A 23515-nucleotide genomic window follows, 5' to 3' on the forward strand; every position below is an offset into this window, starting at 1 on the left:
ACGTTATGACATCAGAATAGAATGAGTGCATGCCCAAGTCAATACATTCTTTGGTTTGACGGCATGTCATGACGCCCCAACATCATTAGCGCATATACTCGACGCATGGAAGAACTCTTTACGGAAATACTCGCCCTGCTGCGCACAACGGGAAGCCTGGAGCAAAAACAGCTCGATACCCTCCTACGCAGCTTCAACGCACGTACGCACGAACAATCACGCACCTATGCAAAGAAGAAAATCCTCCCGTACTACCTTGGCGTAAAGAACACGCAGCCCGCGCTCTGGGAGTCCTGGCATGTTACTCCGCAGGAGGAAACGGCGCTCTTCGCCGCGCTGCGCATGAAGCCGCGCCGAAGCGCTTCGGGCGTGGCAACCATCACGGTAATCACAAAGCCCTGGACGTGCGGCTCCGATTGCATCTACTGTCCAAACGACATTCGAATGCCGAAGAGTTACCTGCATGCCGAACCCGCATGCCAACGCGCCGAACGCGCCTATTTCGACCCATATCTGCAGGTAGGTGCACGCCTGCGGGCCCTCGTGCAAATGGGCCACGCCACCGATAAGGTAGAGCTCATCGTGTTGGGAGGCACGTTTACCGACTACCCAAGCGAATACCAAACCTGGTTCATCAAGGAAGCGTTTAGGGCGCTCAACGAGCACGCTATCGAAATCGAGGCATGGGAAAGCCGTCGTAGCGCCTACCAAAACGCGGGAATCGCCCGGGACGACGACGAGCTTGCCGCCCAGACGCAAGAGACGCAAGCCAGCATCAACGCACGGCAGACGAGCTTCAACGAAGCCGCCACGCAGCTATACAAGAAAGGCGCCAACTGGCAAAGCGTCGCAAGCTGGCAAACGGCAACCTACCAGGAGCTCGAACGCGAGCACGTGCGCAACGAAACCGCCAAGCACCGCGTGGTGGGCCTGGTAGTAGAGACGCGCCCCGACGCCATTACGGCAGACTCTTTGCGCAAGCTCCGCGCATACGGGTGCACCAAAGTGCAGATTGGCGTGCAGAGCCTGCAGCCCGGCATACTCAAAACGAACAATCGCAACCTCACGCCCGAAGCGATTGCGCGCGCGTTCGACCTGCTACGCCTCTTTGGCTTCAAGATCCACGCTCACTTCATGGTGAACCTCGTAGGGGCCACGCCCGAAGGCGACATCGACGACTATCGATCGTTCGTTTCGGACACGGCTTACCAACCCGACGAAGTGAAGCTCTACCCCACCGCTCTCATTGCCGGAGCCAGGTTAGAGCAACTCTATGTAGACGGCACCTGGCAGCCCTACGATGAAAAGACGCTCGTAAACGTCTTGGCGCAGGACGTGGTGAGCACGCCGCCCTTCGTACGCATATCGCGCATGATTCGCGATTTTTCTTCGAACGACATCATGGCGGGCAACAAGAAGACTAACCTGCGGCAGATGGTAGAAAACGAGCTGAATGACCGGCACGCCAAAGTCCGCGAAATCCGCTATCGGGAAATCGCGGGAAGCGACATAGACCCGAAGAGGCTCGAGCTGGGCGAATACCGATACGAAACGAACGCTACGAGCGAGCGCTTCCTGCAATGGACGCTCCCCGATGGGCGCATCGCCGGCTTTCTGCGCCTCTCGCTCCCCCGCGCGAGCGCGTTCGAAACGTACTGCAACGACGACCTGCCCACGCATCCCAACGAAGCCATGATCAGGGAAGTGCACGTATACGGAAACGCCGCGCACATTAGCGGGCACGACGGCACGGCGCAGCACCTGGGCTTGGGAAAGAAGCTCATCGAGGAAGCATGCCGCATCGCAGCGGCCGAAGGCTACGATCGCATTAACGTAATCAGCGCCATCGGAACACGCGAGTATTATCGCAAGCGGGGATTCGCCGACAACGGACTATACCAACGGAAAACGCTATAGCGCAACGCAAAGCGCCCCTTCGCTACATACAGGCGAAGGGGCGTTAGTCCGTTAGAGAATCGCTAGGCCTCGCGAGACAGGGCCGCAAGAGCCTCACGTACGATATGCGCGCTATCCTGCGCCGCCTTACGTTCGAACTGGTCATACGACACAAAATCGCTGCCATCGGCCTTGTCGGAAATAGAGCGAACAACCACGAAGGGAACGCCGTTGAGCGCGCAAGCCTGGGCAATGGAAGCGCCTTCCATGTCGCAGCACCGCGCCTCGAAATCGCGAATGATGCGTTCCTTCGCATCCGAATTGCCCACAAACTGATCGCCCGAGGCAATGCGACCGCGATGAACGCCAATATCGGTTGCGACATGATGCGCCGAGGCAACGATATGCTCGGCCATGGGCTCGCTCGACTCGTACGATACGGGCATGCCAGGCACCTGGCCAAGCTCGTAGCCGAATATCGTCGCATCGACGTCGTGCTGCACGCAATCGGTGGAAACCACGATGTCGCCAATGTTGATGCTCGCATCAAGAGAGCCGGCGGCACCGGTGTTGATGACGTGCGTAACGCCATAAACGCTGACGAGCAGCTGCGCACACAATGCGGCATTCACCTTGCCAACGCCACTGCGAACGATGACGCATGCCACTCCTTCCAGCACGCCCTCGCAAAATTCCATGCCCGCATGCTGCGTACGCGTGCACGAGGAAAGCTGGCCGATAAGCGTTTCGACTTCGATTTCCATCGCGCCGATAATACCGATTTTCATGAGCGCCCCTAAGAACGTGTTTTATCCGCGCCTGATGATATCAACAACTACGAACGCGGACAGCACGAAGGCTCCCAGATAGCCAAAAAACGACAGCGCAGGCACACCTATGATGGTCACGGACGTGCCGACGAACACCATGAGGCTCGAGCCGATGAACAGGCCCGCCACGATAATTGCCAAGCTCAGACGATTGATGATCTTCGAAAGGTGCGTCATGGGCGCTTCGGAGCCAAGCACCTCCATGTTCACCTTCAGCTGCCCACGCGTGAGCATGCGCAGCGCTTCGCCCGAATAGGCGGCCGCACCCGAAAGCCCCTTCGCCGCACGACGCATGTCGAGCGCGGCATCCTCAAGCGCATCACGGGCAGTGGCAAGCGGATCCTGGGCGTTCTTCAGGTGATTGTTGATGATGGCGATGATGTTACCGCTCTGAATGAACGGGGAAATGGTTCCCTCCATGGTAACGATGCCGCGGGAAACGCTGGTGATGGACGCAGGCAACGTAACCTTGGATGAGCGCGTGAGCGCAAAGACATCGCTCAAGAACAAGCCAATATCCAAGTCGGCCACTTCCGTGGAACCGTAATCGGAAAGCATGATGTCGAGGTCGGCTAGAAAACGCGCATGGTCTATCGCGGAATTGTCGCGCTGGACGGCAAAGGATAGCAATGCGTCCTTCAGCTCGGAAGAGCTCTGCACGCCTACGGCATGGATGATATTGCCGAAGCCTTTTCGATCGCGTGGCGAAAGACGGCCCATGATGCCCAGGTCGATGTAGACGATTTGCCCATCTCGAACAAGAATGTTGCCAGGATGCGGGTCGGCATGGAAGAACCCATGATCCAGAATCTGCGTAGCATAGTTGTCGAGCAGCTTCTCGCCAATTTCCTGCAACTCGTAGCCCTGCTTTTCCAGCTCGGACACATTGGCTATGGAAATGCCCTCGATGTATTCCATGACCAGCACCGATTCGCTGCAGAGCTCGCGATAGACCTTCGGGCACGTAATGAAGCGCACGTCCTTGTTCAAGCGTGCGAATTCCTCCAGATTGTCCGCTTCAATGAGAAAGTCGGTTTCCTCCAGAAACGTAGACCACAGCTCTTCGACAACATCGTTCAGATCGAGCATCTGGTCGCCCTTCACCATGCGCGTGGCCCTGCGGGCAAGCGTACGCATAATGGCGATATCCTGCGCCATCTTCACGCGCACGCCCGGACGCTGGATCTTTACCGCCACCACTTCCCCGCTGACAAGGCGGGCCTTGTGAACCTGGGCAAGCGAAGCCGACCCCAAGGGCTCGGGGTCGATGGCATCGAACAACTCGTTCATGCGCTCGGCACCGAATTCGTCTTCGAGCGCCTGGCGCACTTGCTCATACGATAGCGGGTCGCATTCAGCCTGCAGCTTTTCCAGCTCTTCGCAATAGACCTTGGGAAGGATCTCGGAGCGCGTGGAGAGGGTCTGGCCAATCTTCACGAAGCTCGGACCCAGGTCCTCGAGCATGGCGCGAAATTCTTCGGGCGTAATCCCCGAAAAGAAACGATGCTTGCGCACCAAGCTATATATCTCGCGAAGGCGCTTCGTACGCGCCTTGCGGGAAAGGTCGAACTTATGCTCGGGGTCCATTTCGGACCCCGATTTGAAGATGTATTTGAGAACCGTATTGTCGGGCACCGGAGTACCTTACCAGCAGAAAGGCTATTCGGCGCCTTCGGCCTTGTCTTCGCTTGCCTCTACTTCGACCTCGACGGCTTCATTCGCCTGACCCTGAGCGTCTTTGGCGTTGAGCTTTTCGGCAACCTCGGCGGCCTTGGCCACGAACGCAGCGCGCTCTTCTTCGCTCATGAACGACATGCGCGCTTCGAGCGCGGCATCACGTGCCTGAGCCGCACCATTGACGGCCTTGCGCTTCAGTTCGGAATTGATGTCCTTACCCTGTTCGACGGTAATTTCCCCCTTGGCGATCATGACGTCGACCATTTCCTTGGCCTTTTCGCCCGTAATGGCCATTGCGCCAATGCCAGCCAGAAAAACGTTCTTGAAACCCTCACTCACATTTGCCATGGCAAACCCCCTTTTTCTTGGGAACAAACGCTTCATCAAGCTGGTACGTATTATAGTGCAATGGCCAAACATCAGGGCCAACGACAACAAACTGCAACCGTACGCCCTGCGCAAGACGCAATTTTCGTGTCAGAGCAACGCAACCCAAACGCTTGCGCAGGAGGTGCGGTAGGATACTGAACCATGAAAGAATTCGATAACTACATTGGCGTGTTCGACTCGGGCGTAGGCGGCATCAGCGTGCTGAAGGAGCTGGTGCAGGCAATGCCGAACGAGCATTTCCTGTTCTACGGCGATTCTGCCCACGCGCCCTACGGAGACAAGGACCCGCAGACCATCGCGCGCCTTTCGAGCGATATCGCAACCCATATGATCGACTCGGGTTGCAAGGCGATCGTCATCGCTTGCAACACGGCCACCAGCGCGGCGGCAGAACAACTGCGCACCACCTGGCCTAACACACCCATCATCGGCATCGAGCCCGCACTGAAGCCCGCTGCCCGCGCATTCGTGCACGGCCGCATTCTGGTCATGGCAACAGCCGCCACGCTCAAGCTCGAAAAGTTCCACGAACTAGCGGTGCATTGGGGAAGCAATTCCGAAATCCACACGCTTCCCTGCCCGGGGCTTGTCGACCTCATCGAGACGGGCGACCTGGACTCCAGGGCCATGCGCACCTATCTGGAGGAAAAGCTCGGCCCCTACCGCGGAAAAGTGGACGCCATTGTGCTGGGCTGCACACACTACCCCTTCATCAAACGCCAAATCGCATACGTTATGGGCGAAATCGCGTTCTTCGACGGCGGCGAGGGAACGGCGCGCCACACGAAACGCAAGCTGCAAGAGCACGGCATCGAAGCGCCCGCCGACCAGAAGGGCCGCGTCGTCTTCCGCAGCAGCATAGAGGGCGAAGGGCAACGCGAGCTCTACGAGCGCCTCTATCACCTTCCCCTGTACTAGCAAGCACGCAAAAAGGGTCCGCAACTCCACGAGCTGCGGACCCTTTTCGAATGTGGCTTATTCCAACCTAGACGGTTTCGAACGCCTGAGGATCGCGCGGCTTGCTCTGACGCACATTGACTTCGGCCTTCAGGCTCACGCGTGCATTCCTGGGAACGCTGCTGGTAACGAAGGCGCTGCCGCCGATGACCGAACCCGCGCCCACGATGGTTTCGCCACCCAGGACGCTGGCGTTCGAGTAAATCGTAACGTTGTCCTCGATGGTGGGATGACGCTTCACGCCCTTCAGACCCTGACCAGCGCGCGTGGAGAGAGCGCCCAGCGTAACGCCCTGGTAGATCTTCACGTGCTTGCCGATGATGGTGGTCTCGCCAATGACGACGCCCGTTGCATGGTCGATGAAGAAGTACTCGTCGATGGTGGCGCCCGCATTGATATCCACACCAGAATGATCATGCGCATATTCGCTCATGATACGCGGGATGAGGGGCACGTTCTGCACGTACAACTCGTGGGCAATGCGATGCACGAAGATGGCGAACAGGCCGGGATAGCTAAAGATGATCTCTTCCTTGCTGCCCGCAGCGGGGTCGCCGTCGAACGCGGCCTGCACATCGGTAAGCAGGATACGCTGCACCTCGGGCAGGCGACGCAGAAACGCCTGAACGACGCCATCGACGCGCTCTTCGAGCTCATCGGGGTTGATATCGGGATCCTCGAATAGGAACGCTTCGCGCACCTGCGCGGAAAGCTGATGCTCGATACGGCTGAGCGCTTCGCCAATGAAGTAATCGGAACGATGGAGCGTGGCTACGTCGTCGCTAAAGTAGCGCGGGAAGAGAACGCGACGCACTTCCTTGATAATTTCGATAATGGCCCCACGACTGGGAAAATGACGGTCTACGCAACTGAGGCACACTTCCTCATTTTCGTAGTTCGCCGAAATGCCTTCGATAATGCCCTGCATATCATTTGATTCGATCATATAGGCTCCTAGCATTCCCGGACGCTCATACGCGCCCGACATCCTGTTTTGGGGCTATTCTAACGCAGTCACATGGGTTAGCAGCGAGAAAGAATAGCCGCGAGCATCTTTTCGATGCTCTCACACCTTCAAAACCCTCCATCTACCTGCAACTTCCAACGAGAGGCCAAAAAGAGAGCGTGCGGCATCTGGTATACTCGATATACCAAAACAGTAATATCTAGGAGGCGCATATGCAGAAATTCATTGCCGACGAATCGCTGTGGGAGCTCTTCCCCGACGCAGCCATTGCCGTCCTCTCCTTCAAGGGAGTGCAGGAAACGAAGGAGCTCTCCGAGCAAGAGGCCATTGAAGTGCGCCAGCTCCTTGCCGCGGCAAACGAAGAGGCTAATAAGTACCTCACGAGCAACACGATTTCCCAAAATGCCGTACCCGCAGCATGGCGCGCGGCATACCAGAAGTTCCCCACCAAAAAGGGTGCGCGCTGCTCCATTGAGAACCTGCTCAAGCGCGTTCTGAAGGGCAACCCCGTGGGAACCATCGCCCCTTCGGTCGATATCACCAATGCCATCTCGCTGAAATACGCCTTCCCCATTGGCGTTGAGAACCTGGGCGCCGTCGAAGGCGACCTGCGTCTGGGCGCCATGCAGGGCGGCGAGGATTTCCTGCCCATCGGCTCGGACAAGCAAGAGCCGCCCCTGCCCGGCGAAATCGCCTACTACGACACCGTGGGCGCCATCTGCCGCTGCTGGAACTGGCGCGACGGCCAGCGCACCGAAGTAAACGATGCAACGACCGAAGAATTCGTCGCCATGGAATGCATCGAACCCGAACGAATCGACGACCTGCGCGCCGCTATGGACGAACTCGCCGAGCTCATGACCAAGTACCTCAACGCAGAAGTCGTCGCCAAAGAAATCATCACGAAGGACAACCCCGAAGCAGTCATCGCATAGCAGCATCGCAACCAATTCCGGGCGCACGCCCAAGCGAAAGGAAAGCCATGCTCGTACTCGTCGTAAACGCCGGCAGCTCGTCGCTGAAAAGCCAGCTCATCGAAACTGAAGGCAAGATCACGCGCATGAAGTGCCTGGCCGAAAAGCTAGGCTCCGCCAATGCGAGCATGGCCATCTCCTTCGCCCCCGACTTCAAGAAGGCGGTCTATTCCGTAGCCAACCTAAGCGTGTCGCAGTGCCTGCGCAAGCTACTGGACATCATGGAGGAAGAACCCGACTCCCCCATTTCCGGACTCGACCAGATAGACGCCATCGGGAACCGCATCGTAGCTGGCGGCGAATACTTCACGAAGGCCACGCTCATCGACGCAGAGGCGCGCGAGAATCTCACGAAATGCGAGGAGCTCGCACCGCTGCACAACCCTCCCGCAGACACCTGCATCGACATGCTGCGCGAACTGCTTCCCAACACTCCGCAGGTTGCCGTATTCGATACGGCCTTTCACGCCACCATGCCCAAGAAGGCATACATGTACCCGCTGCCCATGGAGTACTACGAGAAGTACCATATTCGCCGGTACGGAGCACACGGCACGAGCCATCGTTACGCCGCCCAACAAGCAGCAAACCTGCTGGGGCGGCCGCTGCGCGACCTGGGCCTCATAACCTGCCATCTGGGCAACGGAGGCTCCATCACGGCCGTCAACCATGGTCGCTCCATCGACACCACCATGGGCTTCACTCCCCTGGAAGGACTCATGATGGGCACGCGTTCGGGCTCCATCGACCCCGCCATCATCACCTACATCATGCGCGAAGAGGGTAAAACGTTCGACGAGATGGACGCCATCCTGAACCGAAAGAGCGGCGTACTGGGCATCAGCGGAATGTCATCCGACATGCGCGACGTGCTCGACGCCGCCTCGAAAGGCGACGAGCGAGCAAACCTGGCCATCGATATGTACGTCTACCGCGTGCAGAAGGCTATCGGCTCGTACTACGCCGCCATGACTCGCACCGACGCGGTGGTCATGACGGCTGGCATCGGAGAAAACTCTGCCGACCTGCGCGAACGCATTTTCGCAGGACTCGCGCACATGGGCATGATCTTGGACAAGGAACGCAACGACGTCACGGGGCAGATTGGAATGAACCGCGTGATTAGCATCGACGACAGCCCCATCAAGATCTGCGTCGTCACCACCGACGAAGAGATGCGCATCGCACGCGAGACCGACAATCTCATCAGCCAGCTCTAGCCAACATCCCATTGAAAAGGGGGTCCTCTGGCGAACTAATTGGACTCAAACGGGAATAAAAGCGGTATGATGTGCGGCAACGCAATCATCACACCAATCGGAAGAAGAGCCCATGGTCCGCCTATCGCAAAGCCGCATCGATTACCTGATGGAAGAGGACGTCCCCTATATCGATCTCACGAGCACGGTACTGGGCATTTCCGAGAAACAGGGCGAAATGCAGTACTTCACCCGCGAGGCATGCACGGTTGCCGGCGCCGAAATCGTAGCACGCATGGCAGAAAACGCAGGTTGCCAGGCAAGCGTAATGCACCCCACGGGGTCTACCGCCCAACCCGACGAGACCATCGTAACCGTAAAGGGCAACGTTGGGGCATTGCACCAGGTCTGGAAGGCGGGTTTGAACGTACTCGACCACCTTTCCGCCGTAGCCACCAAAACGCGTGCCATGGTAGATTCCGTACATAAGGCCAACCCCCTTTGCGAGGTCCTTACCACGCGCAAGAGCATGCCCGGATGCAAGGACCTACTCATCGAGGCCATCATGGCGGGCGGAGCCTTCCCCCACCGCCTAGGACTATCCGAGACTGTTCTGGTATTCGAACACCACATGACCTTCCTTGGTGGCTTCGAGGCCTTCGTGGAACACCTTCCCGACTTCCGCAGCCGCTGCGTCGAAAAGAAGCTCTTCGTGGAAGCTACGCCCGAACAGGCGCTTACCCTGGCACACGCCGGCGTAGACGGCATCCAGCTCGACAAGGTACCGGCAAGCACCCTGAAAACACTCGTTCCGGAGCTTCGCGCAATCGACCCGCGCCTCACCCTTATTGCCGCAGGCGGCATCAATCCGGCCAACGCCGCCGACTACGCATCAACGGGCGTCGACGGCCTGGCAACAACATGCCTCTACACCGCCAGGCCTCTCGATATGAGTGTGCGCATGACGACGCTTTCCTAGCGCTGCAAAGCAACCATACGAAAATCGACTCGGCCGCGTATCAGTTTCGCCGCAAGAACGCGTTTGCCCCCATCAGCGAGTACACTAAAGCACGGGCGCAATTCGGGCCCATGGACACGCGCAGAGAGGATGCCTCGTGAAGACCATCGTCATCAGCGACTTGCATCTAGGCCTAGACGACAGCCTGTCGGAAACCGTGAAAAACCGCCCAAAGCTCGCGGCTTTCATCGAGATGATCGGGCGAGAGCATTTAGCTGACGAACTGGTTATCAATGGCGACTTCCTAGATCACTGGCTCTACCCCGCAACCGCAAACGCGCCGCGCACGTCCCGTGAGTTCTACAAAGCGTGCGCCACAAACAACGCAGAGGTAATTGAGGCCATCAAAGACCTGGTGCGTTCGGGTATGCCCGTAGTCTACGTACCTGGCAATCACGATATGACGCTCACTTCTGAAGCGCTAGAGGAAATCATTCCCGGCATCATCCAAGCGCGCGACATGCCTGGCTTGGGGCGCTATCGCACGGGCGTGCGCGGCGAAGTAGTCATCGAACATGGGCATCGCTACGAAATACTGTGCGCCCCCAACACCATCGCGAACGCCAACATCATGGAATACGGCCATCCCCTACTCCCACCTGGCTACTTCTTCATTCGCCTCAGGGAACGCTCCATCGCCGAGGGGCTCTATGCGAACCCTGCGCGCAATGCGGCACGCAGGAAGGTTCCGCCCGCACTTCCCGAACCCAACCCCAAAGACAAGCAAGCTTGCGCGGAATACGCGTACTGGAAGCTCTGGGCCGATATCGTGAGCAATTGGTTCCCCGTTGAAGAGGAGCTCGACGACAAGTTCATCGAGGTAGCCGTCGATGGCCTGGCAGAAACGTTTTCGCTGAGGGATTTGCTGCCGGTTACACTACCTGGGGAAGACTCCGCTAGCCCACTCTTCCAGGAACTGATACCAACCTGGGACGAGATGCAACGTCGCAATCTCGTACCCACGCCCATTTCAGCCCAGCACTCCATCGAGCACCCCACCAGCGACGAAGAGGACATCGAGGTTCTTCCAGCGCTCGAATTCTTCGACGTTGACCCCAGCGCGGACGTAGTCGTGCTTGGCCATACGCACGTGGCGGGATACAAGGAATTCCCGGGCTACGATCGACCCAAGATTTTCGCCAACAGCGGAACATGGGTCGACTCGAATGGCAACGACCCCGAGAACACGGCCACCTTCGTACTCGTTGAGTCCACCAGCGATGGCGATACCGTAGGCGTGCTCAAATGCGAAGGCAAGAACATGGTTGATCGCATCGTTCCCGTGAAAAACGACCACATGAGACCAACGAAATAGCGTGACCGCCCTCGTGCGCACGTCGCTACACCGCTAAGAACCACAAGGCAGCATAACGGGCAATGAAAGCAACGCGGAAAGAGGATTCATGAAGACGCATGACTTGAGCACTTGCGAATTTGGATTTCACGACATCACGGCGCAGGTACAACAGGACGTCCGCAATAGCAACGTGCGCGAAGGGCTCTGCACGGTGTACTGCCCTCACACGACCGCGGCTATCACGATAAACGAGAACGCTGATCCCGACGTTCAGCATGATTTGAAGCTCGCGCTCGGGGACATTTTCGGCCGACGCGATCGAGCCGAGTTCTTCCACGCCGAAGGCAATAGCCACGCGCATCTGAAATCGAGCGTCATCGGGGCTTCGGAGACCATCCCCATCTCGAACGGAAAGCTTACGCTCGGCACCTGGCAGGGCATCTACTTCTGCGAATTCGATGGCCCGCGCCATCGTCGCTTCTACGTGCAAATTGTTGGGGAATAGCCCCACCGGGGCGGCAGAGATGCACGTGTTCCTATGTGATAAACTCTGCAGTTTTACAGGGACGCCTCCAGCGCCTTCTCCAGGTCAGCGGCAATCTCAGCGCCCTCGACCCTCAGGCTGCAGTCATCGGCTTTGGCGAACGCGAGCAGCGGCAGAGTTCCGTACCAGGCGACCTTGCCGTCGAAGACGGCTATCCCGGTCAGCGGGGTGTCGCTAATCATGACCTCACAGCCCACACTTGAGAGCATCTCCGCGATGCTGGATTGCAACGTGAGCGACTTCTCGCCCTTAGGCTTCCTCAGGACGATTTGAACCACTATTCCCCGGGCGATGACAGCAGCAATGTCGAGCATCAGCGACTCGACAAGCTTCGGGCTGGCGTACGGCGCAGACACGGTGACGCGCTTGCCCGCACGGGAGAGGTCCGCTGCGAGCTCGGCGCGCCATGCGTCGGCAGCGACTACGCAAGCGCCCGGTCCCTGGGCGTCGGACGCCTCGGCGATTTCGTATCCGAGCTTCGCGTACGTCTTCAGGCGCCTCTTGTACATGCGCTCGAGCATGGGCACGCTTATGTCCACGTAATCATAGACGATCACGTCGTCCTTGCCCTCGATCTCGCGGTGTAGGCGTCCCGAGTACTGCGTGATGACGCCTTCCCAGGAATACGGCGAGGCGAGAAGCAGCGTGTCGAGCTGCGGCAGGTCGAATCCCTCGCCGATGTAGCTGCCAGTTGCGACGATCGCGTAGCGGACGCCGGTCGCGCCGCGCACCCGCTCGACCCTCTCGCGCTTCTCGCGCGCCGTGCCCTCACCCGTGAGCATGAAAGTCTCGACGCTCGCTTCCTGCAGGCGCTTCGCGAGCTCGGCTGCGTGCTCCTTGCGCTTCGTGATCACGAGCGGCGTCCTTCCCGACTTCACCGCATTTGAAGCATCCTCGACGATGAGGGCGTTTCGGGCGCCGTGCTCGCAGAGCCGGTCGACTACCTGGTTGTACGATGCCCCTTGCTCCAAGTCCGCCAGCCTTATCCGCGTGAAGCGTGGCTGCAGGATCCTCCTGAATCCCTGCTCAGCGGCCTGCTCCTTCGGGTCGACCTTGTGGCGAATCGGGCCGCACTGCATGTAGATGACGCCCTCGAGTCCGTCGGAGCGCTTGGGAGTGGCGGAAAGTCCGTAGACGCGCCTGGCGTTCGCGCTCTTCATGACGAGCTCGAGGTTCGGCGCCGCGCCGTAATGGCACTCGTCGCAGATGACGAGATCGTAATCTGAAACGACAGGCTTGGCGCGCGGGATGCCAAGGTCGTCCTTGGCCGTGAGGGATTGGAATGTGGCGATGTCGACGATTCCGCTCGGCGAGTTCTTGCCGCCCCCGATCTGGCCGATGACTGTGCGCTTCCGCTTGCTCGGTTTTCCCGATTTCGTGAGCAGTGGAGGTCGGTCATCCTCGATGTCGAGGAAATGCGCGAGCCTCGCCTTCCACTGGTCGACGAGGTTTGTCTTCGGGACGATGACGAGCGTGCGCGTTTTCAGTTTCCCGATCAGGTACGCGCCGATGACGGTCTTGCCGAAGCCTGTCGGTGCCGACAGAACGCCGTTCTCGTGGCGAAGCAGCGCATCTGCCGCTTTCCGCTGCCTCTCGCGCAACTCGCCCTTGAACTCGACCCTGAGCGGTTCGCCCTGGTTGCGCCGATCGTCGAAGAGGCATGTGCAGCCATGCTCGCCAGCGAGGCTCACGAGCTTCTGCTCGCATCCCCTTGGGAGCATGATGTACCGCTCATCCTCCTCGCCGCACCAGACGATCCTGCTTTTTCCGTAGACCGACTGATGCATCGCCTGCGCGCGGTAGAACTCCGGGTTACCGAACGCGGCCAAGCGCCTGATCTGGTTCTGCGCCTTCTGAGGGATGCCCTGCTTGCTCACGTAGAGCATATTCGCCTTGGTCACGCTGATAGTCTCCGGGAAGCCGTCTGGAGTGTCGCCTGCCGTCTGGCCAGGAAAGGCTGCGGGAAAGAGGCTTGCTGGATCGGTCGTCCTATGGGCGGAATACCCCGAGAAGGCGAGCTGTCCCAGCGGGCCGCCGACAGCGGAGTCAACTATCTCCCGGGCCTGCTGTGCCGAAACCCTGGAGACGGTCGACAGGAAGCGCCATTGGTCGAGATGCTCCGCGAAGCCGTCATCAACGAACACGGAGCTCGACTGCCTCTGCGCCCGCCCCTGAAACGGTAGCGCGATCAGGTTGCCGAAGCCGCCCTCGGGGATGGTCGACTGCGTCGGGAAGAGGCGGTCGTACGCCTCGAAGCCCATCCCCGATGCCCGGGACATCGCGTGCGTGATGAGCGCGCACCCGAGGTTTCTCGCGAGCTCTGCTTCGACTGGCTCCTCGAAGAAAAGCCAGACGTGCGCCCCGTTCCCGGAGCGGGACCGCTCCACGGCTGGGCATAGGCCGAAGTTCCTGCACGCGTCGCGGTACAGCGCCGTCTCGCGCTGCCAGCCCTCTTTGTCGAAATCGGCGACGAGCACCCATGTCGTGCAGTCTGGCAGGAGCACGTAAAGGCCCATCACGTCGCGGAAGCCGTCCTGCTCGCCCCTGATATGCTCGATAATCGCCCGGTCGTTGACCGGGATGAACTTCCTCGCCGGGCAATCGGCGCACTTGATGCCGCGGCTCGCCCTCGTCCAGCGCGGGCAGCGCCTCGTCCTCTCGTTGGCGCATGCCGGGGAGTAGCCCATCCCGCCGTCCTTCTTGGCGAAGCCGTGAGCGTATACGTCTTCTCGACCCCTGAACAGCGACTTGAAGAGCGCGATCTTGTCCCTCCCTGGGCTTTCGGATGTGACCAGCCGTCTTTCCGCAGCATAGCGCGCAAACTCCTCTGCACCCGTAATCCATTCCGCTTCGGAAACGTATCTGCGGTTGCTGGCGCCATCTTCGAAGACGCATACCGTTTCGTTTGAGAAGGCATGGGAAATGGACTCGACGAGCGCGACTTCCCTTCCGTCAATCAGCGCGTATTTCGGTGTTCTGTTGGTCATTCAGCTAGTTGCCCTAACCATGGAAGCTTCAAGTCGTTATTTACATTCTATCAAGCAATGATCTTGCTTAACTGCGCCGCTAGATGCAGGTGAGTAAAGAGTTAAAGATGATATAAGGCCAGCCATCAGCCGCATCCATGCGGAAGATTCAACACTTAGGCATTATTGAGAATTGGATTTCCAGCCGATATAAGCCATGATGCCCGTCACCGTCTCACATGTTTTCTGCAGCATCAGATCGCCAACATAGGGGTACCTGCGCGCATATGCGGACCATCGGGCGAGCATTTCACCATCCCCCGAAACGCGCTCCATGACCTCATGATACTTGCCCATATCGGCTATCGTGCCGCGCTTTCCGGCGGTTGCCCCAAGAGCCTCCCTGAGGACGTCGGGCTCCACTTCGGTTTGCCGCACGGTCCAGAGCGTGTGCAGATCGTAGTAGTCGCGTGGACGCATGTTGCTCACGTCTCGACTAATCACGGTTTCCAGCTTCTCTGCGAGAATCGTGGCGAGCGGATAGGCCATAAGCGAGACGGAGCGATCGTCGAACATCAGCGGGTAGCTGAACTCGATTGCCTCGGGGGTGATTCTGTCCCCCGTCGTCACGTCCACCGTGAGGGGCGACGAGATCTTTTCATATTTTGCTAGCAAGTGTACGCGGATGCCCGGGTAGTCGTCCGTCTCGCGGATGTCTTCCGTGCGCACGAACTCGAAGGAGAAGTCATCGTCAGCATCCACCGCGATGATTTCCCTGAACGCCTTCTCGGCGTTCTCGTGAGTGAGAGGGAAGCCCTGGATGGTGGCGTCGAGGTCGTAGGTGCTGCGCTTGTCGACGCCTACCAGCGACGATATAAGCACGCCGCCCTTGATAACGACGTTATCCCGCCAATGGGACAGCGATATGCGCTCGATAATGCGTTCGAGCAGGTAGTTCTGCATCATGAGTTGCGGTGTCGTGCCGGCGCCCTTCGCCTTGTTGCGGATTTGGGCTTTGAGCTGCATGGCGTTTTTGGTTCTCACAGCAGCACCTCCATGTAGTTTCGGACCTTCTTCTCGACGCCGAGCGCCCGCGCGTATTCGAATAGCTTGGAAAGGCTTTTTCCCTTCTTGCGAGCGTACGCTTTCATGGCCGGGTTGACGACCTGGACGTCCACGGCTTTCTGCCCGCGGACTAAATCGCAGAGCGTCCTTTCGAGGTCGTATGCGCGCACGAAGTTTCCGTAAGGGGTACGCACGTTGCAAACCCCGAGGTCCAGCATGTCGTCCGCGCACGTCCGCACCTTGATACCCGCCTCACGAGCCTTCGTGGCCCTGTACGAGCGCGGGAAGGTCATGGTCAGCGAGAAGGGCGTGCGGTCGGTGAAGTCATGCAGGAAGAGAGCCGTGCCGTCGGAGAACACCCCTTTCGGGAAACGCAGTTGCGCGGAGAGGAATTCGTCCTCCCAGGCGTCGGCTAGGCAGTAGACGCCCCTCTGGACGCGCTCGAGCTCGCCGGACTTAACCATGTCCGATAGACGCGCGCGGGGGATGCCTGCCTCTACCACCTGCGCCGTCGTTACGAGGCCGCCGTTGGCCTGCGCTATGTCCTCGATTTGCTGCGTTGCCGATCACCTCTTTTGTTCGTTATTACTGAATAGTATCACATATTAAGTCGATACGGACAATTTGAATAGCACAAATGCAAGCGGAAGATGCATATGGCGATGGAAGCTTAGCTTCTTCGTCGGCGCAGGCGTCGAAGTTTTTGTTCATCGGAGATTGCGGGTTTTGCATCGACCGGAATTAGCGGTGAGAACGATATCGCAAGACTCGATTATCCATGCCACGATAGTCAGTTGATAGAACTCTTTTATAGACGAATCTGGGGACTTCGGCGAGTACGAGGCCAAACCCACACCGCCGCCTGGAAGATGCGGCGCGCCTATTCAGCCGCTTTCATGCGGGTTTGGGTAGGTGCGTGTCTCCGTTCAAGCGCGTGCCTAGCCTCACCTGCCCGCGATAGCGTAACCCGACACGTCGAACAATGATTCGTCCACGGTGTCGTCGATCGCGGCTATCTTATTCGGTGTGCACCCCATGTGCACCCGCGGGCTCGGCGGGCATCCCGAGAAAGCAAAATCACCGCCCAAAATTGGACGGTGACCAGTAGTTTCGTGGCGGGATGTACGAGACTTCCGCGCCCGCCTTCGGCGAGCGCTCGACCCCTCCCTCGCAGGCTCGGTCGGGCGAAACGCTACGGACGCCCCACCGGGGCGTCCGCTTAACGCGTTTCCACCCCAACGAGTTCAAGTCTCGCCACCGTCCCCAAATACGAAAAGAGCCCCATTGCTGGGACTCTTCCAAATTCAGATGGCGGGATGTACGAGACTTGAACTCGCGACCTCCGACGTGACAGGCCGCGACGCGTCCCCGTTAATCCGCATCATTCCGCATTCATACAGGTCAACCGACATTTCCAGTGTGCACCATTGTGCAACGTTTTCCGTTCAAATTCCGTTCACGGGCAGAATTCCGTTCAAATTCCGTTCAAGCTGGATACTCGGATACAGGGCTTCTGTGATGCCGATGCCCTATCGAAACCGTAGCCTTCTAGACGTCCGTAAACCTGATGTACAATCCCTTGAAATAAGATTGATGGGAAGCGGTGGAACTTGGCAGAGAATCAGGAAACGAAGCTGACTGCATGGGGCGATGAGAGCATCTTGTCCTCTGCCGACCCCCCGTTGTACTTACTCGCCGCATCCGTTTTCGAAGGAGATGCGCGGGCAGCCATCGAAACCCTCGAGTCCGTAAAGCCCGCCGGAGCTGCGAAGCTGCATTGGCGAAACATGACGGATAAGCAGAAGGCAAATTCCATAGAAGCTATCTCGACAGTCGGACACCAAACCACAATCGTGGTGGCAAGCCCGCTTAAAGGCATCAAGCAAGAGCGGGCACGGCGCAAGTGTCTCGTGTCGATGCTCATCAAGCTCGAAGAAATGGGCGTGTCCACGCTCTTTCTCGAGAGCAGACAAAATGCCCTGGACAAACGCGACAGAGATTGCCTTATGTACGCCCGTCGGGCTAATGCAGTGAAAGCCATCGACGTTGAACATGTCAGGGGAGAAAACGACGCTAGACTGTGGTTGCCAGACCAAGTGCTCGGCGCATACGGCGAAAACCTGCGAGCGCTCGACAGAGCGCATCGCTGGGCGAAGACATGGGCTAAGGTGATGGAAAGCGTCGAGGTCCTAAACATCAAACTCTAGGCAGCGCGAAGGCCGGGTCCCATCATAACACGGGTTGTCCGGCCTTCACTTCCTTTCCCCCGCAGGGGAGGCTTTCGCAACGAATCATACCACAGCGGGCGCTTGCCCATGGCTACGGTTCGGTAAAGAACACCGATGTTGCGCCTACGCGCTGTACCCCAGCAGGCTCTGACGCAGGGAGGTGCCCTTTTCGTAGAGCTCGGTGTCGCACTCGGCGTCGGCGAGGCGTATCAGAAGGCCATCTTCCTCTTTCGCCCAGCAGGCGCCGACGGCGGGGTTGGAAGGCGACGGCGCCCAGAGCGAGCACGAGCCGCACAGGCTGCTGCCCTCCGTGTCGGGCGCAGTCAGCGCGTCGAAGCGGCGCGCGGCCTCGCGCTGCCACTCGGTCGAGGTGTGCCGGTACTTGCGGAACGCGCGCTCGTCCTTGTGGCCGGATAGCTCCTGCACGGTGCGGTCGTCGATCATGGCGTCGCGGTTCATGATGGTGACGTACGTGTGCCGAAACCCGTGGAAGCCCCAGTCGTCGGGCACCGGGTACTTCTCCCGCACGCCCTCGAACCAGCGCGTGTAGTTGCGCTGCGTGATGTGCGTGCCGCGCAGGCTGCTCACGATGGGCGCGCCCTCGCTCCATTCCAGCCCCTTGTCTGCGAAGTAGGCCTTCTGCAGCTTCTTCCACCTGTCGAGGACACGCACCAGGAACAGCCCGCAGGGGACGACGCGCGTGTCGTCGTTCTTGGTCTTCTTGGCCGTCTGACGCTCCTTTTCGAGGCTCTTCGACACGGAGATCTCGTGCTTGCGGTAATCCTTCCACGTGAGCGCGAGCATCTCGCTGAGACGAAGTCCGGCGTCCAAGCCTATGGCGATGCCCACGTTGCGCGCGTTCACATCCGATTCGATGAGCGCGTGCAGCTCGCGGATCTGCTCGAGCGAGAGCGCCTCCTTCTCCTCGGTGTCGGCCTTCGGCGCGTCGGCGTCGACGCACGGGTTCACGGCTATGACGCCCTTCTTCACCGCGTACTTGAACAGCTTGTTCAGCGTCGCGTAGGTCTTGAGCGCCGTGGTGCCGCTGTACGCGCGGCCGTTCAGGTTGTCGGCGCCGTCGCCCTGCATGGCGCACAGCATGTCGTCGATGTCGCCGCTCGTCACGCGCTCGATCGGCATGGCGCCGATGTAGGGCATCGCGCGGTTCAGGCAGTCGTGGTCGCTCTCCAGCGTGCGCGGGGTGAAGCGCCTGCCCTTCTCGCGGGCGGCGTGGAAGCGCTCGGCGAACTCGGCCACGGTGAGCACGTCACCCTCGGCGATCTTGGACTTCCCGCGGAAGGCCGCGATGTCGGCGGGCTTGCCGCCGTGGTAGACGAAGTCGTTGATCTCCTTCAGCGCGGCAGCGGCCTCCACCGCGTCGGCGGCATCCTCGGCGTAGTAGGTGTAGCGCTTCTTCGCGTTGTCCCATCCGAGCGGGTAGCGCACCTGGCAGCTGCCGCTCTTGCGCTCGACGAAGTGCCCCTTGTTGCGCCTAACCCGCATCGCCGCCGCCCCGCTTCCGCTCCTTGACGGCCGCCTGCACGCGGCAGGTGTCGCTGCAGTACTCGCGGCGCGTGCCCTTCTCGCTCGACAGCACCGCGTTCTTGCAATGGGCGCAGATGGTGAACCTGCGCGCGTGGTGGTACAGTAGCCGGTACCACAGCGCCGACGCGAACGATCGCGGGACCATGCGCGCGTCGTCGACTCCCGCGAGCGCGGCCGCTGCGTCGTATTCCCAGCCGAGGGGGCGGCCCGTGCCGCGCTTGGCCTCCTTGCCGCGCATACCGTCCTCCCAGTCCTCGAACGTGCGAAATGCCTCGGTCATGGCGAGCACGACCTTCGAGGCCATCGCGGCGTGGTCTCCAGAGTCCCTCACCATCATGTACAGCGTCTTGTCCGCCGGCTCCAGGCGCCGCGACGCGAAGACGCCGGCGTACTCCTGCGTGGCCACGGGGCTCGTAACAAAGAAGACGTCGTCCTCGGAGGGGTCGGGGAAATCCCCGCGCGGCTCGTCGAGGAAGCGGAAACGTGACGCCAGCTTCCTCTGCGTGACGAGCGAGTTGTACAGCGGGTCCTTCTCCTCCCAGTCGGCGCTCGCGCGCGCGAAGAAGGGGTTGAACTTGAACGGGATGATGTAGAAGCCGTCCTTCAGGCGCGAGTTCTCGCGGCGGTAGAACCCGGCTTCCTCGAGGCTCGCCACCCCGCCGCCGTCCTGCAGCTGCGCCAGCAGCCGGGCGCACAGCGTCAGCGAGTTTCGCATGGTCATCCAGTCCTGCAGGTGCTCGACCACGACCGCGCCGCCACCTTCGAGCGCGCCGTCGACCAGCTCGGCGAAGCGCACCTCCTCGTAGCCGAAGTCGGCCGCGAACTTGCTCATCTTGGCCGTGTCGGAGCGCAGCGGCGTGGCCGAGTCCATCCACATCTCGGCGCGCAGCTGGTCCTCGTCGCACTCGCCCAGACGCACGATCGCGTAATTCACCTCGCTCCTCCGCGTGGCCGCGCGCGTCGTCCTGGAGAAGCGCCCGCCCGGATACAGGCTCGGCATGCCGCCGACCGCGCGCAGGAACGCCGTCGGCGTCTTGGCTGCGAGCAGCGCGTTCAGCTGCGGCGTGCAGTCCGCGCCCGGGTCCCACTCGAGCAGGTCGGCGGGCACCGACCTGACGACATAGTGAAGCTTCTGCCTGGGATCGTATGCGACGGCGATGCCCATGGGCCTTCCTTTCGCTTAGCGTGAACGTTGGCCCATTATCGCACAAGAACATTCTTGTTTGCAAATCTTTAATCGTTATGTTCATTCGATGAAGGGGAAGGCGCGCATCTGGCGGCCCGAGCCCATCATGCTATCTTGTTACGCAATTAGCAGCCCTAAATACGAAAGGAGTGCATGATGGCCGACAAGCTGGTGACGCTGGAGGAGGCGGCGCAGGTGATGCGCTGCTCGTACTCGAAGGCCGCGAAGATAGCGCGTGCGGGCACGCTGCCGTTCATCAAGCTGGGCGCGAACTGGGTCATCGCCGAGAGCGCGCTCAACCGCGCGCTCGGGCTGGCGCAGGGAGGCGACGCCGATGACGCGAAGAAATCAGCCTAGCGAACCTGGTGCCGCCACCCTCGAGTGGGTGGGCGCACAGACGCTCATGGAGATGGTGCTCCCCGAGGCCACGTGGCTCGTGAAGGGGCTGCTCAACACCGGGGTGGTGGCCATCTTCGCCTCGCGCCCCAAGAAGGGCAAGTCGTGGATGTGCCTGCAGCTCGGGCGCGCCGTGTCCATGGGCGAGGAGTTCCTGGGCATGGAGACGTCTCGGGCCGACGTCGTCTACTTCTGCCTCGAGGACAACCGCCGCCGCCTGCAGACGCGTCTGTGGGCCCTGAGCGACGAGGCGGCCGACTCGCTTCGCCTCGTCGTCGCCGCCGGCACGCTGCAGACGGGGCTGATCGGCCAGATACGGGACCACCTCGCCGCGTTCCCCGCCACCAAGCTCGTGATCATCGACACGCTGCAGGTCGTGCGCGAGGCCTCGACAGACTACTCGTACTCGGCCGACTACTCGGACCTGCGCCTGTTCAAGAAGCTCGCGGAGGAAGCCGACGTGTGCGTGCTGCTCGTGCACCACCTGCGCAAGATGGAGGACCCCAATGACAGCTTCACCGACATCTCCGGCACGACCGGCATCTCAGGTGCCGTCGACACGATGATCGTGCTCAAGGAGCAGGGCCGCGGCTCGGGCCGCTTCACGCTCACCGCCACCGGACGCGACGTCGAGCACTGCGCGAAGGTCATCGAGCACAAGGATGCGGGATGGGTGCTCATCGACAGCCTCGACGACGAGCAGATACGGGCCCAATCCGTGCCCAACTGCATCGTGGAGGTCGTGCGCTTCATGGAAATTCGCGGCAAGGATTGGGAGGGAAGCAGCTCGGAACTGCTGGATGAGGCGCGCCTCGACGCACCCAACGCAGCCGTCCTCGGCAAGTGGCTCTCGCAACATCGCCACTTCCTCTCCGAGCACGGGGTCGATTATCGCTTCCGCGCCACGAACTCGAAGCGCGTGGTGACGCTGACATTGTCGAAGTGACGGCAAATGCGGCAGTGACGGCAAAACCCACTGTGATATTTGCCGTCACTGGCGTAACTTGCCGTCACCGAAGTGAAGGGGGAACGGATGGCCGAGAAGGCTACGAAGCGCATACACATGCGGGCAACGCCGTCCGAGCTTTCCGCCATAAACCGGAAAGCGAGGACGACGGGGCTTTCGCGCAGCCGGTTCATGATCGCATCGGCGCTCGGATGCGAGCTCAAGGTGACGGCATTCGACGCCGAGCCCGTGCGCGAGGCGAACAGGCTGCTCGCCAACGCCACCGGAAACCTCAACCAAGTGGCACGGCGCCTGAACGAGTACGGCTTCGAGGCGGAGGACGTCGTCGCCATCGTTGACGCCATCGAGGAGCTCGACGGGCAGGTGCGCGAGCTGCGAGCCGCGCTCAACGCCATGCTCGAGAGCGGGAGGGGACTGCGATGACGACCGTGTCGTGCACGCCCGTGAAGACCGCGGGGCACCTGGCCGCCTGCGCGGGCTACCTCGAGAACGAGAAGGCCGTCATGACGGCCGGGTGGAACATCGACCCCGCACGTTGGCACGACGAGATGCGGCGCACGATGGCCGCCTACGGCCACGACGTGTCTGGGCGCGCGGGGACCGAGCCCACGCTCGCCTACCACGAGCAGCTCGCCTTCCTCCCCGACGAGTGCTCGCAGAACGGCGGGCCCGTCGGCGAGCGCGAGGCGATGGCGTTCGCGTGGGAGTACTACACGCGCGTCTACCCCGCCCAGGAGGTGTTCGTCTGCCTGCACGACGAGGGTGACCGCTACTGCGCGCACGCGATCGTCGGCCGCACAGACCTCTCCACCGGGCGCCGCCACGACCGCGGCGCGCCCGAAGCGCTCGAGCGGCGCCGGCAGGTGAAGGACGAGCTCGACGACCGCTTCGGCCTCGAACACGTCATGAACCTGCGCGAGAAGGAGGAGCAGATGGTCTACGGGCCCGTGTCGTATTCCAACGTGCGCGCTCGCAGCCGCGAGGTCAACGCCGAGCGCATGGCCGCCAAGCAGGGCCGCAGCTACAAGCAGCAGCTTTTCCGCGACTGCGCGCGGGCCATGAGGGGAGCGACGACGCTCTCGCAGTACAAGGAGGAGCTGAAGGCGAAGGGCTACGGCGTGCGCGAGACGAAGCGGGGGCTCACCTACACCGTGAGAAACGCCCGTGGCCAGGAGCGCACGTTCACCGACCGGGCGATGCGCCCGGCGAGGCTCTCCACCGAAGACGTCCGCCACGCGGTCAACGGGAACGCCTACCAAAAGCACCTCCGCGAGGCCGAGAAGCGGCTCGCGGAGAGGATCCGGGGCCACGACAGCGGCTTCATGCACAACGAGCACGACCGCCACCGCAGTTCGGATTCGCTGCACCACGATTGCCAACAGCACAACCACGACGCCGGGAGGTCGAGGTAGC

21 protein-coding genes are annotated in these 23515 nt (G+C 60.5%); 12 read left to right on the plus strand and 9 right to left on the minus strand.

Annotation, left to right across the window (positions count from 1 at the left end; translation table 11 throughout):
• Nucleotides 1-105: 105 nt before the first annotated feature.
• Nucleotides 106-1917, plus strand: a complete 1812-nt coding sequence (locus tag E7002_RS00495) for an elongator complex protein 3 (RefSeq protein WP_303726973.1) — start codon at nucleotides 106-108, stop codon at nucleotides 1915-1917.
• Between the two features lie 62 nt (nucleotides 1918-1979).
• On the opposite strand, the gene E7002_RS00500 is transcribed toward E7002_RS00495, so the two are convergent.
• From E7002_RS00500 to E7002_RS00510, 3 genes are read right to left on the minus strand one after another with little or no spacing between them, the layout of a single operon-like run.
• Nucleotides 1980-2684 (minus strand): 5'-methylthioadenosine/adenosylhomocysteine nucleosidase, encoded by a 705-nt coding sequence (locus tag E7002_RS00500; protein WP_303726974.1) that lies wholly within the window; start codon nucleotides 2682-2684, stop codon nucleotides 1980-1982.
• Between the two features lie 21 nt (nucleotides 2685-2705).
• Nucleotides 2706-4361: an AarF/ABC1/UbiB kinase family protein gene (locus E7002_RS00505; RefSeq protein WP_303726975.1), complete on the minus strand. Its 1656-nt coding sequence runs from the start codon at nucleotides 4359-4361 to the stop codon at nucleotides 2706-2708.
• Nucleotides 4362-4385: 24 nt separating this feature from the next.
• Complete coding sequence (locus E7002_RS00510) at nucleotides 4386-4751, minus strand: hypothetical protein (protein ID WP_303726976.1); 366 nt, start codon at nucleotides 4749-4751, stop codon at nucleotides 4386-4388.
• Between the two features lie 183 nt (nucleotides 4752-4934).
• Here E7002_RS00510 and murI point away from each other — a divergent pair, with 183 nt between their 5' ends.
• Complete coding sequence (gene murI, locus E7002_RS00515; RefSeq protein ID WP_303726978.1) at nucleotides 4935-5711, plus strand: glutamate racemase; 777 nt, start codon at nucleotides 4935-4937, stop codon at nucleotides 5709-5711.
• 67 nt (nucleotides 5712-5778) lie between these two features.
• On the opposite strand, the gene E7002_RS00520 is transcribed toward murI, so the two are convergent.
• Nucleotides 5779-6693: a serine O-acetyltransferase gene (locus E7002_RS00520; RefSeq protein WP_303727427.1), complete on the minus strand. Its 915-nt coding sequence runs from the start codon at nucleotides 6691-6693 to the stop codon at nucleotides 5779-5781.
• Between the two features lie 236 nt (nucleotides 6694-6929).
• On the opposite strand from E7002_RS00520, the gene E7002_RS00525 reads away from it, so the two are divergent.
• The 5 genes from E7002_RS00525 to E7002_RS00545 all read left to right on the plus strand — a co-directional run bounded on the left by E7002_RS00525 (nucleotide 6930) and on the right by E7002_RS00545 (nucleotide 11710).
• Nucleotides 6930-7652, plus strand: a complete 723-nt coding sequence (locus E7002_RS00525; protein ID WP_303726979.1) for a B3/4 domain-containing protein — start codon at nucleotides 6930-6932, stop codon at nucleotides 7650-7652.
• A gap of 47 nt (nucleotides 7653-7699) precedes the next feature.
• Nucleotides 7700-8911: an acetate/propionate family kinase gene (locus E7002_RS00530; protein WP_303726980.1), complete on the plus strand. Its 1212-nt coding sequence runs from the start codon at nucleotides 7700-7702 to the stop codon at nucleotides 8909-8911.
• A 112-nt stretch (nucleotides 8912-9023) separates the two neighbouring features.
• Nucleotides 9024-9869, plus strand: a complete 846-nt coding sequence (gene modD, locus E7002_RS00535; protein WP_303726981.1) for a ModD protein — start codon at nucleotides 9024-9026, stop codon at nucleotides 9867-9869.
• 136 nt (nucleotides 9870-10005) lie between these two features.
• Nucleotides 10006-11223, plus strand: coding sequence for a metallophosphoesterase (locus tag E7002_RS00540; protein ID WP_303726982.1), 1218 nt, complete (start codon nucleotides 10006-10008; stop codon nucleotides 11221-11223).
• Nucleotides 11224-11311: 88 nt separating this feature from the next.
• Nucleotides 11312-11710 carry a secondary thiamine-phosphate synthase enzyme YjbQ gene (locus tag E7002_RS00545; RefSeq protein WP_303726983.1) on the plus strand — a complete coding sequence of 133 codons (399 nt, stop codon included), beginning with the start codon at nucleotides 11312-11314 and terminating at the stop codon, nucleotides 11708-11710.
• Between the two features lie 53 nt (nucleotides 11711-11763).
• Here the strand turns inward: E7002_RS00545 and E7002_RS00550 are convergent, their stop codons facing one another.
• From E7002_RS00550 to E7002_RS00560, 3 genes are all read right to left on the minus strand, one after another.
• Nucleotides 11764-14736 carry a DEAD/DEAH box helicase family protein gene (locus tag E7002_RS00550; protein ID WP_303726984.1) on the minus strand — a complete coding sequence of 991 codons (2973 nt, stop codon included), beginning with the start codon at nucleotides 14734-14736 and terminating at the stop codon, nucleotides 11764-11766.
• A gap of 162 nt (nucleotides 14737-14898) precedes the next feature.
• A complete protein-coding gene (locus E7002_RS00555; protein ID WP_303726985.1) occupies nucleotides 14899-15759 on the minus strand; it encodes a nucleotidyl transferase AbiEii/AbiGii toxin family protein in 861 nt (286 codons plus the stop codon).
• Nucleotides 15756-16331 carry a type IV toxin-antitoxin system AbiEi family antitoxin domain-containing protein gene (locus E7002_RS00560; RefSeq protein ID WP_303727428.1) on the minus strand — a complete coding sequence of 192 codons (576 nt, stop codon included), beginning with the start codon at nucleotides 16329-16331 and terminating at the stop codon, nucleotides 15756-15758. The genes E7002_RS00555 and E7002_RS00560 overlap by 4 nt, the downstream gene beginning before the upstream one ends.
• A gap of 1059 nt (nucleotides 16332-17390) precedes the next feature.
• Here E7002_RS00560 and E7002_RS00565 point away from each other — a divergent pair.
• Entirely contained in the window at nucleotides 17391-17987 is a 597-nt protein-coding gene (locus tag E7002_RS00565) for a hypothetical protein (RefSeq protein WP_303726986.1), read from the plus strand.
• 144 nt (nucleotides 17988-18131) lie between these two features.
• Here the strand turns inward: E7002_RS00565 and E7002_RS00570 are convergent, their stop codons facing one another.
• Together E7002_RS00570 and E7002_RS00575 are read right to left on the minus strand one after the other, a co-directional pair.
• A complete protein-coding gene (locus tag E7002_RS00570) occupies nucleotides 18132-19511 on the minus strand; it encodes a tyrosine-type recombinase/integrase (protein ID WP_303726987.1) in 1380 nt (459 codons plus the stop codon).
• Complete coding sequence (locus E7002_RS00575; RefSeq protein WP_303726988.1) at nucleotides 19501-20718, minus strand: hypothetical protein; 1218 nt, start codon at nucleotides 20716-20718, stop codon at nucleotides 19501-19503. Before E7002_RS00575 ends, E7002_RS00570 begins: the two co-directional genes overlap by 11 nt.
• A gap of 177 nt (nucleotides 20719-20895) precedes the next feature.
• Between E7002_RS00575 and E7002_RS00580 the strand changes: the two genes are divergently transcribed.
• From E7002_RS00580 to E7002_RS00595, 4 genes are all read left to right on the plus strand, one after another.
• On the plus strand, nucleotides 20896-21096 hold the full coding sequence (locus E7002_RS00580; protein ID WP_303726989.1) for a helix-turn-helix domain-containing protein: 201 nt from the start codon (nucleotides 20896-20898) through the stop codon (nucleotides 21094-21096).
• 46 nt (nucleotides 21097-21142) lie between these two features.
• Nucleotides 21143-22081, plus strand: a complete 939-nt coding sequence (locus E7002_RS00585) for an AAA family ATPase (RefSeq protein WP_303726990.1) — start codon at nucleotides 21143-21145, stop codon at nucleotides 22079-22081.
• Nucleotides 22082-22168: 87 nt separating this feature from the next.
• The gene (locus tag E7002_RS00590; protein ID WP_303726991.1) at nucleotides 22169-22525 is read left to right on the plus strand and encodes a hypothetical protein; all 357 of its coding nucleotides are present in this window, start codon (nucleotides 22169-22171) and stop codon (nucleotides 22523-22525) included.
• Complete coding sequence (locus E7002_RS00595) at nucleotides 22522-23514, plus strand: relaxase/mobilization nuclease domain-containing protein (protein WP_303726992.1); 993 nt, start codon at nucleotides 22522-22524, stop codon at nucleotides 23512-23514. The genes E7002_RS00590 and E7002_RS00595 overlap by 4 nt, the downstream gene beginning before the upstream one ends.
• The last annotated feature ends 1 nt before the right edge of the window (nucleotide 23515 follow it).

It is taken from the genome of Denitrobacterium detoxificans (assembly GCF_015062615.1).
In the GTDB taxonomy this organism is placed as follows: Bacteria; Actinomycetota; Coriobacteriia; order Coriobacteriales; family Eggerthellaceae; genus Denitrobacterium; species Denitrobacterium detoxificans_A.

Coding starts and splice junctions, on each gene's coding strand:
- E7002_RS00495 (WP_303726973.1), top strand. CDS start 106: ATGGAAGAACTCTTTACGGAAATACTCGCCCTGCTGCGCACAACGGGA.
- E7002_RS00500 (WP_303726974.1), bottom strand. CDS start 2,684: ATGAAAATCGGTATTATCGGCGCGATGGAAATCGAAGTCGAAACGCTT.
- E7002_RS00510 (WP_303726976.1), bottom strand. CDS start 4,751: ATGGCAAATGTGAGTGAGGGTTTCAAGAACGTTTTTCTGGCTGGCATT.
- murI (WP_303726978.1), top strand. CDS start 4,935: ATGAAAGAATTCGATAACTACATTGGCGTGTTCGACTCGGGCGTAGGC.
- E7002_RS00525 (WP_303726979.1), top strand. CDS start 6,930: ATGCAGAAATTCATTGCCGACGAATCGCTGTGGGAGCTCTTCCCCGAC.
- E7002_RS00530 (WP_303726980.1), top strand. CDS start 7,700: ATGCTCGTACTCGTCGTAAACGCCGGCAGCTCGTCGCTGAAAAGCCAG.
- modD (WP_303726981.1), top strand. CDS start 9,024: ATGGTCCGCCTATCGCAAAGCCGCATCGATTACCTGATGGAAGAGGAC.
- E7002_RS00545 (WP_303726983.1), top strand. CDS start 11,312: ATGAAGACGCATGACTTGAGCACTTGCGAATTTGGATTTCACGACATC.
- E7002_RS00550 (WP_303726984.1), bottom strand. CDS start 14,736: ATGACCAACAGAACACCGAAATACGCGCTGATTGACGGAAGGGAAGTC.
- E7002_RS00570 (WP_303726987.1), bottom strand. CDS start 19,511: ATGCGGGTTAGGCGCAACAAGGGGCACTTCGTCGAGCGCAAGAGCGGC.
- E7002_RS00575 (WP_303726988.1), bottom strand. CDS start 20,718: ATGGGCATCGCCGTCGCATACGATCCCAGGCAGAAGCTTCACTATGTC.
- E7002_RS00580 (WP_303726989.1), top strand. CDS start 20,896: ATGGCCGACAAGCTGGTGACGCTGGAGGAGGCGGCGCAGGTGATGCGC.
- E7002_RS00585 (WP_303726990.1), top strand. CDS start 21,143: ATGGAGATGGTGCTCCCCGAGGCCACGTGGCTCGTGAAGGGGCTGCTC.
- E7002_RS00590 (WP_303726991.1), top strand. CDS start 22,169: ATGGCCGAGAAGGCTACGAAGCGCATACACATGCGGGCAACGCCGTCC.
- E7002_RS00595 (WP_303726992.1), top strand. CDS start 22,522: ATGACGACCGTGTCGTGCACGCCCGTGAAGACCGCGGGGCACCTGGCC.